Source organism: Sphingobium salicis subsp. salicis (assembly GCF_049472635.1).
Classification (GTDB): domain Bacteria; phylum Pseudomonadota; class Alphaproteobacteria; order Sphingomonadales; family Sphingomonadaceae; genus Sphingobium; species Sphingobium yanoikuyae_A.
In genome coordinates, this window is record NZ_JAYRCS010000001.1 from 1,375,758 (window position 1) to 1,389,521 (window position 13,764).

The window sequence follows — 13,764 nt, forward strand, 5'->3', positions numbered from 1 at the left end:
CCGATCAAGGCTGGCCGCGCTAAGCTGACAGAATAGCATGATTTCGAGGCCCGAATGACCGTCATTGCCGCCTATCTCTACCGCAACGGCCAGCGCGTGCGCGAAGTGTCGATCAATGAACGGATCGATTGCGCCGAGGACAAGTCGGAATTCGTCTGGATCGGCGTTGCCAGCCCGACGGCCGAGGAAATGCGGACGCTGCAGCAGAATTACAATCTCCACCCGCTGGCGGTGGAGGATGCGATCAAGGCGGACCAACTGCCCAAGGTCGACATTTATGGTGAGCAACTGTTCGTCGTCGCCCGCACCGCCCATGTGGAGGCGCAGACGATCGCCTATGGCGAGACCGCTATCTTCGTCGGACACAGCCATATCATCAGCGTCCGCCATGGTTCGGCGCGCGGGCATATCGAGTTGCGTCATGCGTTGGAGGCGGTGCCGGACCGGCTGGCCCATGGCGTCGATTATGTGCTGCACGCCATCCTCGACTTCATCGTCGATGGCTATCTGCCGATCGTCGAGGGGATCGAGGAGGAGGTGCTGACCATGGAGCAGCACACGGTCGACAATTTCCTCGGCCGTGACGAGATCACCCGTATCTTCAACCTGCGGCGTCAGTTGATCCGCTTCCAGCGCATATTGGGGCCGATGCAGGAGGTCGCGACCAAGTTCGTCAAGATTGACCTGCCCTGCATCGATCCGGAAACCCGACCTTATTTCAGCGACGTGCGTGATCATGTGCGGCGGGTACAGACGATGGTCGACGATCTGCGCGAAGTGCTCAATTCCGTCTTCGAATTCAGCAATCTGCTGGAACAGCAGCGCACCGGCACGATCACCCGTCAGCTTGCCGCCTGGGCCGCGATCCTGGCGGTGCCGACCGCGATCGCCGGCATCTACGGCATGAATTTCGAGCATATGCCCGAGCTTAAGACCCGTTACGGCTATTTCGTCGTGTTGGCGGTGATCCTGCTGATCTGTTCCATCCTCTACCGGCGCTTCCGCAAGCTCAACTGGCTCTGAGCGCATCGCCCCGCCGAAATGGGGCCGCGGTCGCTTGACCTATTCGGACAGGTGGTGAGAGCCTGTCCGAATGGGAGGTCAGGCGATGGATGAGGATCGTGACGCGTTCGAGGCGATCAACGCCCATATGCTGCGGTTCCTGCCGGAGCTGGTGGCGGAACTGGGCGGCGAAGCGCCGGACAGCAGCAATGCGTCACCCAGCTATCGCCAGACCATCGCACTGATCGAGGATGCGGCGCATCGGCTCGCCTGCCCGGATTTCGGCATGCGCCTTGCCCTGCGCCAGCGCGGCGTGGACCTGTTCGGGCCGCTCGGCGACGCGATGCGCAACGCGCCGACCTTTGGCGCGGCGATCGATTATGTGTGCAGCCATAATTATGCGCACAGCCTGGCGGCGTCGGTCTGGCTCCGCCGCTTTCCCGCGGTCCGCCATGTCTTCGTCGGGCATGACATATTGCTCGACGGCGTGCCCAACCGGGCGCAGGCGATGGAGCATATCCTGCTGGTCGGCCATCTCTTCGCGATGGAACTGACCGGCGGGCGGGCACGGGCGCGGCGGGTGCATTTCCGCCACCAGCCGATCTCGCCGGCGCGCATCTATCGCCGCTATTTCGGATGCCCGGTGCATTTCGGCCAGAATGAGGACGGGATCAGCTTTTCCGAGCGCGACATGGCAAGCCCGGTGATCGACCGGGATGCTGCGGTCTTTGCCGTCGTCACCGCCCATATCGAGCGCGAATTTCCCCATCGCCATCCGCCGCTGCATGCGCAGGTGCGCGGCATCGTCATGCAATGGCTGTGGACCGCCCATTGCTCGAATGATCGGGTGGCGGCCGAACTGGGGCTGCATCCGCGCACGCTGCACCGGCGGCTGGCGGCGGAGGGGACGAGTTTCCAGAAGATCAAGGACGAGGTGCGGCGCGACATATTGCGCTACTATCTGGAGCAGACCGACATGGACTTCGCTCATGTGTCGGAGAAGCTCGGCTTTTCCGAACAGTCGGTGATGACGCGCAGTTGCAACCACTGGTTCGGCGCGTCGCCGACGCGGTTGCGGGCGCGGTTGCACGCGCCCGCCTGACCCTTCAGCCCGCAATCGAGGTCCGGTGCATCATGCGTCCGGAATCGCGGGCATAGGGCACCACCCGGTGCAGCGCGCCAGTGTTGCTCCAGATCACGAAGTCGCCCGCCTGCCACTGATGCTGATAGACGAAATCGGGCTGGGTCGCCCATTCGTTGAGCCGGGCGATATAGGCGCGGCCATAGGCCAACTCCATGCCGACGATCCGGTCGGCGGTTGATCCGACGATCAGGCTCTTGCGGCCATTCTTGTGGGTCTGGACCAGCGGCCGTTCCTTCTCGATACCGATCGCCAGCTTGCCCTTTTCCGCTTCGGGAATGGCGTCAGCGATCGAGCGCAGGCTGGCGGCGACACTGTGGATGATGCGCAGATCCTCGATCTCGATGCGCTGCGCTTCGGGCATCTGTTCATAGGCGGCGAAGGTGTTGGCGAACTCGGTCTGGCCGCCCTTGGGCGCCAGGCGCCGGGCCGACAGCAGCGTCGCGAGCGGCGGCGGCATTTCCATCGGCATGCCGTCCATGTGCCAGAAGAAGGTGCCCAGCACATATTCCGGCGCGCGGTTGATCTTGCGATCCAGCGTCACCTGATAGACGTCCTCATCCTTGTTGGTCGTCGCCTCGCTGGTGAGGTTTAGGCGCCCGCCGAGCAGGTCGGTGAAGGCCAGTTGCTCCTCATTGGTGAAATGAACCTGCGGCATGACCAGCACAGTCCGCTCCTCCAGCATGTCGCGACACTGGGCGACCACTTCGGGATCGAACAGCGCCGCCCGATCGGCCTCCACTACCGCGCCGATCAGCGGCTTGACCGGGCGGAAGGTGACGCGGCTCTTGTGAATGACGTTCATGATCCTGCTCCTTCGATCTCAACCCTGTTCGGCGGCCATGCCGGAAAAGCCGATGCAATAGCCGCCATCGACCGGCAGCAAGGTGCCGGTGATGTAGGACGCCTCGTCGCTGGCGAGGAACAGCGCGGCATTGGCGATCTCGCTGGCGAGGCCCCATCGGTCCATCGGTATGCCGGGCACGCGGAAGATGCCGGGCGGCGGTTCGGGATGATCCTTGGCCATCGGCACCAGCCCGGTCCAGATCGATCCGGGCAGCACGGCGTTCACGCGGATATTGTGCGCGGCATAATCGAGCGCGGCGCATTTGGTCATCTGGCTGACCCCGCCCTTGGCGGCGGCATAGACGCCATGCCCCTTCCATCCGACCATGCCGGTGGCCGATCCGATATTGACGATCGCGCCGCCGCCGCTTTCCAGCATGGCGATCACACCATATTTCATGCCCAGGAAAACGCCCTTCAGATTGACGGCATGGACCCGGTCCCAATTGTCGCTGCTCTGTTCGTGCAGCGGCATGATGCCGCCGCCGAAACCGGCATTGTTGACGAGGATGTCGACCCGGCCAAAGGTGTCGCCGGCGGCGGCGATCATTGCCCGCACATCCGCTTCCTCGGCCACGTCGACATGCAGGCCGATCGCGCCGTTGCCGATGGCGGCGGCGACCTCGTCCTGTGCGCCACTGATGTCGGCGCACAGTACCCGCGCGCCTTCCTGCGCGAAGCGCTCGGCCATCGCCTTGCCCATGCCCGATCCCGCGCCGGTAATGACCGCGCTCTTGCCCGCCAGCCTCATGGCATCGGCTCCGTGTCGATGGTCGGCTGGATCAGGATGCGGCTGACATTGGCGCGGCGCGGCAGGCTGACGGCGAGCAATATGCCCGCGACGATATCGTCTGGCGCCATTGCCCCGTCCTTGTGGGTGTGCTGCTGGATCATGTCGCGCCATTGCGGGTCGGAGATGGAACTGGCGATCTCGGTCGCGGTCGCGCCCGGTTCGATGATCGACACGCGGATGCCAGCCTGGCCGCCCTCCTGCCGCAGGCTTTCAGTGAAGCCGGTCAGGCCGAACTTGCTGGTCGAATAGGCGGCGAAGCGCCAGCCCGAGCGGCGCCCGGCGGTCGAGGAGATATTGACGATGTCGCCGCTGCCCTGTGCCTTCATCACCGGGAAGGCGGCGCGGCAGGCATGGATGGTGCCCATCAGGTTGATGTCGATGACCCGCTGCCACTGGGCGCTGGTCAGGCTTTCGATCCCGCCCGCCTCGTTGACGCCGGCGGAGTTGACGAGGATGTCGAGCCGGCCGAACCGCGCCACCGTGTCGGCGATGGCGGCCGCCGCATCCGCCTCGACCGAGACATCGCCGGGCAGGGCGAGCGCCGTGCCGCCTGCCGCTTCGATCCGGGCGACCAGCGCATCGAGCCGATCGCGGCGTCGTCCGTTGACAGCGATGTTGACACCCTCAAGCGCCAGCGCGAGCGCCGCGGCCTCGCCAATGCCCGAGGATGCGCCGGTGACCAGCGCGACCTTGTTTTCCAGTGCTGCCATGACCTCTCCTTGCCCCGCTGGCCTGTGCTGGACCGCGATGCTGAACAGGTTATTAGCAGGGGTGGACGGGGTGGTGCGATGGCAGGGTCGGTAATAGCGCCGGGGCGATCATTTGGCTTCGAGCTGGTCCAGCATGGCCTCGATCATCGCCAAGGCTTGGTCATGGCCTTCGGTCAGGCCAAGCGCCGTTTCGCTGACCAGCATGCGGGCGAGCGAAGCGGCGATCATCACCAGGCCGCTGGCCTGACCTACCTGATCGGCGGGGAGCAGCGCTGCGACCGCCTGCGCCTGATGCGCGCGAAATGCCTGGGCGGCGGTGACGATTTCGGCCCGCACCGCCTCGCGATGATGAGCGATGGCGCTGAGTTCTGCGGCAAGGGCAGCGGTCGAGGGATCGCGCATCATGTCCCACATGGCGCGCAGCGGGCGGGGGGCGGCGAGGGCCTCGGCGAAGCGGGCCATGCGGCGCTCGTTGATCCGCTGCACCACGGCGCGGAGCAGATCGTCCATCGTGCGGAAATAATAATAGAGAAGTTGGGTCTTCAGGCCCGCCTGCTGTGCCACCTGCCGCGCGGAAATGCCATGTTCGCCGACCTCTGTCAGGATCGTTTCGGCCGCGTCGATGAAGCGGGCGCGGTTCTGCGATCCTTCGGCGCCAAGTCTGCGAGCGGTAGCCATATCGTCCTTTCCGTCCTTCTCCCGATCCGCTTCTGGGCAATTTTGCGAGGCGCGGCAATGGCCGGACGCCTGTCCATTTTGGTCAAGTCGCGGTGCCGGGGCGTCGTTAGCCTTGGCATCAAACAAGCCCATTTTCGGAGAGACGATCCATGACCAGCCTGACGCTCGATTGTTCGGATATCGACAATTATCTGGGCAAGCCGATCCAGCCCGCGCGGATGGTCGAGCCGATCAACAATGGCGATATCCGCCGCTGGGTGCAGGCGATGCATTATCCCAACCGGCTCCATTATGATGCGGGTTATGCCGCGCAGAGCCGCTGGGGCGGCATGGTCGCGCCACAGAGCTTTGCCGTGACGATGGACTGTGCGCATGGTTCCGCGCCGTCCTGCATCGGCCGGGTGCCCAATTCGCACATGCTGTTTGGTGGCGACGAATGGTGGTTCTACGGCCCGCGCATGGTGGCGGGCGACCGCATCCTCAATGAACGCATCCCGTTCGACTATACCGTCAAGGACACGAAATTTGCGGGGCCAACCTGTTTCCAGCGCGGCGACAATTTCTATTATAATCAGCAGGGCGACCTGATCGCCAAGCAGCGTTCCACCTCGATCCGCTACAGCCAGGAAGCGGGCAAGGACAATGTCCCGACCGAGGGCTTTGACGATCCTGTCTGGACCGACGACCAGCTGGAGGAACTGGAAGCGCGCAAGATGCAGTGGGTCCAGATGCTCCACGACCTTGGCCATGACCGGCGCTGGTGGGATGATGTGACGGTCGGGGCCGCGCTGCCCGAGCGGGTGGTCGGGCCGCATTCGATCGTGTCCTTCGCGACCGAATGGCGGTCCTATATCTTCACCCAATGGGGCGGCACCCACCGGCGCACCGACCTCGACATGGAGGCGCTGGGTTTCGTCAAGGAAATGGCGGGGCATGAGAATGACCCGGTGATGGAAGCGATCAACCCGGAATTCACCGACGGCGCCTATGTCGGCCCGTCGCGTGGCCATCTCTTCCCGCGCTGGGCGCGGTTCATCGGCATGCCGCGCGGCTATGGCTATGGCGCGTCTATGGGGGCGTGGATTACCGATTATTTCGCGGGTTGGGCGGGGGAATGGGGGATGATCCGCCATTCCGCCTGCAATTATCGCAGCCCGGCGCTGACCGGCGACATCACCATCACCACCGGCACCATCCTCGACAAGTTCGTGGATGAGGACGGCCGGCACAGGGTGCAGGTCGATTGCCGCATGGCCAATCAGGCGGGGGCAGTGCTGGCCACGGCCAAGGCGGAGATCGAACTGCCCAAACGGCCGGCCTGATCCGTCTGGTCAAGCGCGCCGCGCTGTGGGATAGCGCGGCGATGGATTTAGACGATCAATTTCGCCATTATTTCGGCACCGACGACCTTGCCAGCGTACCGCCCGAGGGCATGGCGGCCGGGATCGAGCGGATGCAGGTGGCCTTCGGGCTGGAGACCGACCGTCCCCGGCGCTTCGCCCTGTGGACGTTGCTCTACATGCTGGGCGCGGCGCCTGATCTGGATGTCGCCTTCGAGGATGAAGCCGATCGCAATGCCGCGCGCGACGTGATGGACATGCTGGACGAATAGGCCGCAGGGGCGATGGAAAAAGGCATAACCCGCGCCGGCAGGAAGGAACGCGCATCGGCGCGCGGCGCGATATTGGCCGCGACCGAGAGGCTGATGGTGGAGGAGGGCTATGCCGCCGTCACCACCCGGCGCGTGGCGAAGATCGTCGGCGTAACGCCGGCGCTGGTCCATTATCATTTTGCGACGACCGACGACCTGCTGCTGGCGCTGTTCCGCAGCCTGTCGGCCGGGTTCAAGGAGGAACTGGCCAGCCGGCTGGATACGCCCGATCCGCTGCGCGCGCTGTGGCGGCTCAATTCCGATCCGGACGGCAGCGCGATCGTGCTGGAGTTCATGGCGCTGTCCAACCATCGCAAGGCGATCCGGCAGGAAATCGCCGCCTTTGTCGAGGAATTGCGCGATATCCAGACGCGGGCGATCGGCGCGGCCGATGGCGCGGGGCTGTCGCCGGTCGGGCTTTCCGTGCTGGCGGCGGGCATGGCCCGGTCGATCGTGATGGAGCAGAGCCTGGGCGTGACGCTGGGCCATGAAGAGGCGCTGGCCATGGTGGAGGCTTTGATGCGCCACGCCACCGGCAAGGATGCCAACGGACACGTTGCCTAGCCGGTCAGCCGGCGCGATGGTGCGCGCCGGCCTTACCCTTATTTCTTCACCGGGACCTTGTTGAGATCGGCCTGTACCTTGGCAAGCGCGGCGTCGGTCAGCGTGTCGGCTGCATATTGCTGCACGCCCTTCAGCGTCATCGATCGCGCCATGTCGATCTGCGGATTGGCGGTGAAGCCCGGCAAATTCTTGTCGAGCACCGCCTTGGTTGCAGGATTGTCGAGCAATGTGCCGATGTCGGTCGTCTCGACGCTATAGGCTGGGGCGGGCGCAGCGGCAGGGGCCTGCGCCATGGCGACGTGCGGCGTGGTCGCAGCGAAGATCAGGCTGGTGGCGATCAGGGCAGTTTTCATCGGCATCCTCTCAAGGCAACAGGTCTTGTCCCGACGTCCAGCGGCCGTGAGACGATCTGTATCATAAGCGGGGCCGAGCAGGCAGGGAACCGGGGCGCGATCCAAACGCCCCCGCGATGTTTGGCTCAGTAGGTGCCGCCGATCCAACTGCGCACGACCGCGCCCTGGGCATCCAGTTGCAGCAGGTCGGCACGCAGGCCGGGCGCGATGCGGCCGGTTTCTGCGGCAAGGCCCAGGAAGGCGGCCGGGGCCGCCGATGCCATGGCGATGGCGCGCTCGATCGGAACGTCCAGCATGGCGACGCTGTTGTGGACGGCGGCGATCATGTCGAGATTGGAGCCGGCCAACGTGCCGGCATCATCGGTGCAGGCGCCGTTGCGGACCAGGATATGGCGGCCCTGAAGCATGAACTCATCCGCATCCGACCCGACCGAAGGCATGGCGTCGGTGACGAGCATCAGCGTGCCTTCCGGTTTGCAGCGCAGCGCGATCTTGAGCGCTGTGGCGCTGACATGATGGCCATCGACGATGATACCGCAGGTCACGCTGTCCTGTTCCAGCGCGGCGCCGACGATGCCGGGCTTGCGTGATCCCAGCGGCGACATGGCATTGTAGAGATGGGTGACGCCGGACAGGCCGGCCTCGACCGCGCCGATCATGTCCTCATAGCCGCCATTGCTGTGGCCCGCCGCGACGATCACGCCGCGCTCCACAAGCTGGCGCACCATGTCGGGCGAGGTCCGCTCGGGCGCCAGCGTAACCAGGGTGCGGCCGCGCTTGAGCGAAGACAGCACTTCCAGCCCCTCGGCATCGAGCGGGCGGATCTTGTCGCCGTCGTGAATGCCCTTGCGCTCGATATTGAGATAGGGCCCTTCGATATGGATGCCGAACACGCCCGGCACGCCGGCCTCGATCGCGGCGTCGACGGCGGCGACCGCCTGGCGGATGACGGCCAGATCGTCGCTGATGAGCGTCGGCAGGAAGCCGGTGGTGCCGAAACGACGATGGGCGGCGCCGATCGCGGCGATGCCTTCGACCGTCGGGGCATCATTGAACAGCACGCCGCCGCCGCCATTGACCTGCGTATCGATGAAGCCGGGCACAAGCCGGTCGCCGCCCAGGTCGCGCTGCGCGACATCGGCCGGGACATCGGCGTCGGGCAGGATCGCGGCAATGCGATTGCCCTCGATCAGCAGCGCCTTGCCGGCATGGAAGTGGCCGTCGATCAGGATCGACCCGTTGACCAGAGCGTGACGCATCAGAGGGTCTCCGTCACCTTGGCAAGGTGCGGGGGCTGGTCCGGGTTGAAGCCGCGCCGGACCGACAGCGCGTTGACCGCGCGGTAGAAGGCCTGGACCTGCAGCATCGGTTCGATCGCCGGATGGGCGGTGGGCACGGGAAGGTGGATTGCGCCATCCACCGGCTCCCCGGCGATCAGCACCTGGCCGCCGCGCGCAACGACCTCGCGCACCAGTTCATCGACGCTCTCGGCGGTCTCGTCCGCCTGGCGGAACACCAGCAGCGGAAAATCGGGGCCGACCAGCGCCATCGGACCATGCTTGACCTCTGCCGCGCTGAACGCTTCGGCGTGGAGACCACTGGTTTCCTTGAATTTGAGCGCCGCTTCCTGCGCGATGCCAAAGCCGATGCCGCGGCCGATGACGTAGAGGCCGCGCGCGGTGGCGAGTTGTTCGACCAGCGGTGTCCAGTCGCAGGCCCAGGCCTGGGCGAGGAGCGCTGGGGCAGTCTCCAGCGCCGCCAGCAATTCTGCATCCTCGCTCCAATGGGCGGCAAGGTTCAGCAGACTGGCGATCGAGGCGATGTAGGATTTGGTGGCGGCGACGCTGCGTTCCGGCCCGGCATGGAGCGGCAGCAGCGTATCGACCTGGCCGGCGAGCGGCGAGTCGGCGACATTGACCATGGCGACTGTCCTGGCGCCTGCGCTTTTGGCGGCATCGACCGTGGCCAGGATGTCGGGGCTCTTGCCCGACTGCGAGATGGCGATGGCCAGCATGTCGGCGAGGGCAGGAGCCGTGCCATAGACCGAGGCGATCGAGGGCGCGGCCGAGGTGGTCAGCAGGCCCAGGCGCGTTTCGAACAGATATTTGGCGAAGGTCGCCGCATGATCGGAACTGCCGCGGGCACAGGTGACGATGCCGCGCGGCGGATTTGCGCGCAGGCTGGCGGCCAGCGCCTTGATCGTTTCGGCGTTGGCGGCGAACTGGCGGGCGATGACGGCGCCGGCCTCTGCGGCCTCGGCGAACATCAGGGTATCTTGCGGATTGAGCATCGTGTCAGGCATCTTTTCGGTCAGGCGCGCATGTCGAGTTCGGCAACGAAGTCATAGGCATCGCCCCTGTACCAGCTTTGCGTCGCTTCGATGACGCGGCCATCGTCCAGGAAGCCGCGCCGTTCGATATAGAGGCCGGGCGCCCCTGCCTCGATCCCCAGCAGCTTGGCCTGTTCGGCGTTGAACAGCACGGCGCGCAGGCGCTGGAGGGCGCGGACCGGACGGTTGCCGGCGGCTTCCAGGGCGGCATAGAGCGAGGCGCCGACGACATCGACACCGTCGAGGCCGAAGCCGGGAATGGTCGAATATTCGAGCGCCATCGCGACATCGTCGGCATAGCGGATGCGGTTGAAGCGGTAGACCGCCGCGCCGGGGCTGAGGCCCAGCGTCAGCGCGTCGTCGGGCGTGACGGCGCCGACGCTGCGGCCGAGCCACTCGCTGCGCACGGTGCGGCCGCGTGCCGCCATATCCTCGGAAAAGGAGGAGAGTTTGGCGAACTGCTTCTCGACCCGGTTGGCGACGAAGGTGCCGGCGCCCTGCTTGCGCACCAGCATCCCTTCCTCGACCAGGGAATCCAGCGCCTTGCGCAGCGTAATGCGGGACACCGAGAGTTCCGATGCCAGGTCGCGTTCGGGCGGCAGCGCTTCATTTGGTTTCAGTCGCTGGGTGCGCAGCGCTTCGCGCAGGGCATCTTCGAGCCGGCGATAGAGCGGGCCACCGCCCAGCGCGTCGAGCGGTCCAATCTGTTCGGCAAGCAGCGGCATCTCGTCTCCACCAGCATCTGTGTTGTTTGCACACTAAGACCAATTAAATACCATATGCCAGTGAAAAATTTCAAACATCGTCACAATTTTGAAAATATCCCTCTTGACGGCGATATGACTTCGGCGGATGGTCTGCTTATTGGTATGCAGTTGGTCCGCCCAATTGGTGCCATGCATCAAATATAAATAAGGGGTGAGATATGGGGATTCGGACTTTTCTGGTCGGTGCCGCCAGCGCCATCGCGCTGTTTTCCGGTGCCGCGCATGCGCAGGGAAGCGATGCTTCCGCGCCGGACGCCGATGCAAATGCCAGCGATATCGTCGTCACCGGCTATCGTGCCTCGCTCGCCAAGGCGATCGACGTCAAGCGGAACGCTGACGCGATCGTCGACAGCATTTCCGCCGAAGATGTCGGCAAATTCCCCAATACCAATGTCGCCGAAGCGCTGACGCTGGTGCCGGGCGTCACCGTCGACCGCCAGTTCGGCCAGGGCGAAAAAGTGTCGATCCTGGGCACCGATCCGGCGCTCAACCGCACCCTGCTGGACGGCCAGACCGTGGCGTCGGCCGACTGGTTCATCCTCGATTCGCCGGGCCGCACCTTCAACTATGCGCTGCTCGCACCGCAGCTGGTCGGCCGGGTCGACGTCTACAAGTCGCCCGAACCGCGCATCGACGAAGGTTCGATCGGCGGCACGGTCAATGTCGTGACCCGCAAGCCGCTGGAGCTGAAGCCCTTCACCATGGCGGGCCAGCTTGGCTATCTCTATAATGACCGCTCGAAGAAGGGCGATATCCAGGGGTCGGCGCTGGTCAGCTGGCATAATGAGGAAGGCACGTTCGGCATCCTCGCCTCGTTCCAGCGCGCCAAGGACCGGCTGCGCCGCGACGGCGTCGAAACCTATGGCACGATGAAGGCCGATCAGTGGGCCGGCGGCAATGCCGACAATCCGGTGGACTCGCGCGACAATGGTTGCGTCGGCGAATGCGCCACCACGCTGAGCAATAATCTCGACGCGATCAGCCCCAACGCCTTTGGCACATCCTATTTCGAACAGGGTCGTGAGCGCCTGACCTATTCGGCCACCGCCCAGTGGAAGCCGGTCGACGAGCTGACCCTGGAAGCGAGCTGGCTCAAGATCGACGCCACCTACAACAACCTCAACCAGTCCATGTATGCCTTCCAGGGCAATACCTGGAACAGCCTGGGCGCGCTGACCGGGATCGAGGTCAATAACGGCATCGTCACCAGCGCGAGCTTCAAGAATGCGCTGTCGGTGCTGGACGTCCAGTATCGTGAAGCCGAGATGAAGTCAGATACCTATCGCGGCAAGGCGAGTTGGGACGGCGGCACCTGGGATCTGACGGTCGAAGGCGGCCTGTCCGACGCGGACGGCGGCACCAAGCGTCAGGTCTTCCTCGAATTCCTGAACTGGGCGGATTATACCGTGAATATTGGCGGTGCGCCCAAGTCGCCGGGTTCGCTGAGCTATGCCACCGACGTTCAGGGTAACCCCAATGCCTTCGTCACCGATCCGGGCTGGAGCGGCAACACCGTCACCAAGCCGACCAGCGACAAGGAGCGTTACGGCCAGGCTGACCTCGGCTTCGATTTCGACGGAGCGCTCAAGCGCATCCAGATCGGCTATAAATATCGCCATCACGAGACCGGCCAGCAATATGCGGGCATCGCGCTCAATGGCCTTAGCGTCGCCGCGGCGCAGTTCGATCCCAAGACGGTCGCGGGAAATTATCTGCGCGGCTTCAGCGGCGTGAACGACCAGATGACCGACCGCTTCATCATCAGCGGCCCGTCGATGGTCGACTATCTGGAAGGCCAGACGCTGCCGACCCCGTCGATCTTCGCGGCGGCGGAATTTACCGCCGGCAACTGGAACATCCAGGAAGATATCAACGCGGTCTATGCCCAGGCTAATTTCGACACCGGCACGCTGCGCGGCAATTTTGGCGTGCGCTATGTGAATACCAAGACCGACAGCGCTGGCTATGTCTGCAACGCTGGCGCGCCCTGCAACAGCGCAGCCGACTGGACCTGGCAGACGACCAAGCGCAGCTATGACAACTGGCTGCCCAGCGCGAATATCGCCTGGACCGCGCAGCAGGATCTGATCCTGCGCTTCTCCGCCGCCAAGGTGATGTCGCGCCCCAACTATGCCGACATGACCAATTATTTCTGGCTGTCGGACACGGTGCTGACCGGCGGTGGCGGCAACCCCAATCTGAAACCTTATACGTCGGGCAATCTCAACGCCTCGGTCGAATGGTATTTCAAGCAGGGCTCGATCCTGTCGGCGGAAGTCTTCTACAAGGATATCAGCAACTATATCCTGCAGAAGACGGCACCCGAGAGCTATTTCAACCAGTCGCAGGGCCGGGTGACGACCTATCAGATCAGCCGTCCCTACAATGCCGGCTCGGCCGAGGTGAAGGGCTTTGCTGTCGCCTATCAGCAGAACCTGCCCTATGGCTTCGGCATATTGGCCAACTACACCTATTCCGACGGTTCGGGTGAAGGCGGTCAGGCGCTGCCCTATAATTCCAAGCATCAGGCCAGCGTCAGCCCCTTCTTCGAAAGCGGTCCGGTCGCGCTGCGCGCCACTTACACCTGGCGGTCGAAATATTTCACCGGCATCGACCGCGGCGACAATATGTTCGTGCGGGATTCCGACAATCTGGACGTGTCGGCGACCTATAATGTCACACCGCAGATCGGCATCACCCTGTCGGGCATGAACCTGACCGACGCGGAATATTATGCCTATGCCAACACTACGGCACTGCCGCGCGGCGTCTATCGCTCGGGCCGCAAGTTCCTGGCGACGGTGAACTTCAACTATTGATTGCCTCGCCTGTCAGAAGGCGCATGACTTGAAGACGGCGGGACGGAACGCAACAGCGTCCGCCCGCCGCACGTCCCTTGTCGCGTCCGCGCGGCGCGGCAAGGGCACGCT

14 protein-coding genes are annotated in these 13,764 nt (G+C 64.4%); 6 read left to right on the forward strand and 8 right to left on the reverse strand.

Translation table 11 applies throughout. The features are described from left to right. The first annotated feature begins 54 nt into the window (after positions 1-54). Positions 55-1,023, forward strand: coding sequence for a magnesium and cobalt transport protein CorA (locus VHN57_RS06670; RefSeq protein WP_278987084.1), 969 nt, complete (start codon positions 55-57; stop codon positions 1,021-1,023). 85 nt (positions 1,024-1,108) lie between these two features. Next, a complete protein-coding gene (locus tag VHN57_RS06675) occupies positions 1,109-2,104 on the forward strand; it encodes an AraC family transcriptional regulator (RefSeq protein ID WP_278987086.1) in 996 nt (331 codons plus the stop codon). 4 nt (positions 2,105-2,108) lie between these two features. On the opposite strand, the gene VHN57_RS06680 is transcribed toward VHN57_RS06675, so the two are convergent. From VHN57_RS06680 to VHN57_RS06695, 4 genes are all read right to left on the reverse strand, one after another. Beyond that, on the reverse strand, positions 2,109-2,948 hold the full coding sequence (locus VHN57_RS06680) for a TauD/TfdA dioxygenase family protein (protein WP_278987088.1): 840 nt from the start codon (positions 2,946-2,948) through the stop codon (positions 2,109-2,111). 18 nt (positions 2,949-2,966) lie between these two features. Next, on the reverse strand, positions 2,967-3,740 hold the full coding sequence (locus VHN57_RS06685; RefSeq protein ID WP_278987090.1) for an SDR family NAD(P)-dependent oxidoreductase: 774 nt from the start codon (positions 3,738-3,740) through the stop codon (positions 2,967-2,969). Continuing rightward, positions 3,737-4,492 (reverse strand): SDR family oxidoreductase, encoded by a 756-nt coding sequence (locus tag VHN57_RS06690; RefSeq protein WP_278987091.1) that lies wholly within the window; start codon positions 4,490-4,492, stop codon positions 3,737-3,739. Before VHN57_RS06690 ends, VHN57_RS06685 begins: the two co-directional genes overlap by 4 nt. A 108-nt stretch (positions 4,493-4,600) precedes the next feature. Further along, the gene (locus VHN57_RS06695) at positions 4,601-5,170 is read right to left on the reverse strand and encodes a TetR/AcrR family transcriptional regulator (protein WP_423283215.1); all 570 of its coding nucleotides are present in this window, start codon (positions 5,168-5,170) and stop codon (positions 4,601-4,603) included. A gap of 149 nt (positions 5,171-5,319) precedes the next feature. Here VHN57_RS06695 and VHN57_RS06700 point away from each other — a divergent pair, with 149 nt between their 5' ends. The 3 genes from VHN57_RS06700 to VHN57_RS06710 are packed head-to-tail and all read left to right on the forward strand — an operon-like array spanning position 5,320 to position 7,385. Continuing rightward, positions 5,320-6,492, forward strand: a complete 1,173-nt coding sequence (locus tag VHN57_RS06700) for an FAS1-like dehydratase domain-containing protein (RefSeq protein WP_278986193.1) — start codon at positions 5,320-5,322, stop codon at positions 6,490-6,492. Between the two features lie 41 nt (positions 6,493-6,533). After that, positions 6,534-6,782, forward strand: a complete 249-nt coding sequence (locus tag VHN57_RS06705) for a hypothetical protein (protein ID WP_004212448.1) — start codon at positions 6,534-6,536, stop codon at positions 6,780-6,782. Positions 6,783-6,794: 12 nt separating this feature from the next. Continuing rightward, positions 6,795-7,385: a TetR/AcrR family transcriptional regulator gene (locus tag VHN57_RS06710; RefSeq protein ID WP_278986192.1), complete on the forward strand. Its 591-nt coding sequence runs from the start codon at positions 6,795-6,797 to the stop codon at positions 7,383-7,385. Positions 7,386-7,423: 38 nt separating this feature from the next. On the opposite strand, the gene VHN57_RS06715 is transcribed toward VHN57_RS06710, so the two are convergent. The 4 genes from VHN57_RS06715 to VHN57_RS06730 form a co-directional block, all read right to left on the reverse strand. After that, positions 7,424-7,738, reverse strand: coding sequence for a hypothetical protein (locus VHN57_RS06715; RefSeq protein WP_278986191.1), 315 nt, complete (start codon positions 7,736-7,738; stop codon positions 7,424-7,426). A gap of 125 nt (positions 7,739-7,863) precedes the next feature. Further along, positions 7,864-8,997, reverse strand: a complete 1,134-nt coding sequence (nagA, locus tag VHN57_RS06720; RefSeq protein ID WP_278986189.1) for an N-acetylglucosamine-6-phosphate deacetylase — start codon at positions 8,995-8,997, stop codon at positions 7,864-7,866. Continuing rightward, a complete protein-coding gene (locus tag VHN57_RS06725; protein WP_278986188.1) occupies positions 8,997-10,040 on the reverse strand; it encodes an SIS domain-containing protein in 1,044 nt (347 codons plus the stop codon). The genes nagA and VHN57_RS06725 overlap by 1 nt, the downstream gene beginning before the upstream one ends. Positions 10,041-10,048: 8 nt before the next feature. Continuing rightward, positions 10,049-10,792 carry a GntR family transcriptional regulator gene (locus VHN57_RS06730; protein WP_278986187.1) on the reverse strand — a complete coding sequence of 248 codons (744 nt, stop codon included), beginning with the start codon at positions 10,790-10,792 and terminating at the stop codon, positions 10,049-10,051. Between the two features lie 200 nt (positions 10,793-10,992). Between VHN57_RS06730 and VHN57_RS06735 the strand changes: the two genes are divergently transcribed. After that, positions 10,993-13,653: a TonB-dependent receptor gene (locus VHN57_RS06735; protein ID WP_423283220.1), complete on the forward strand. Its 2,661-nt coding sequence runs from the start codon at positions 10,993-10,995 to the stop codon at positions 13,651-13,653. Positions 13,654-13,764 lie beyond the last annotated feature (111 nt).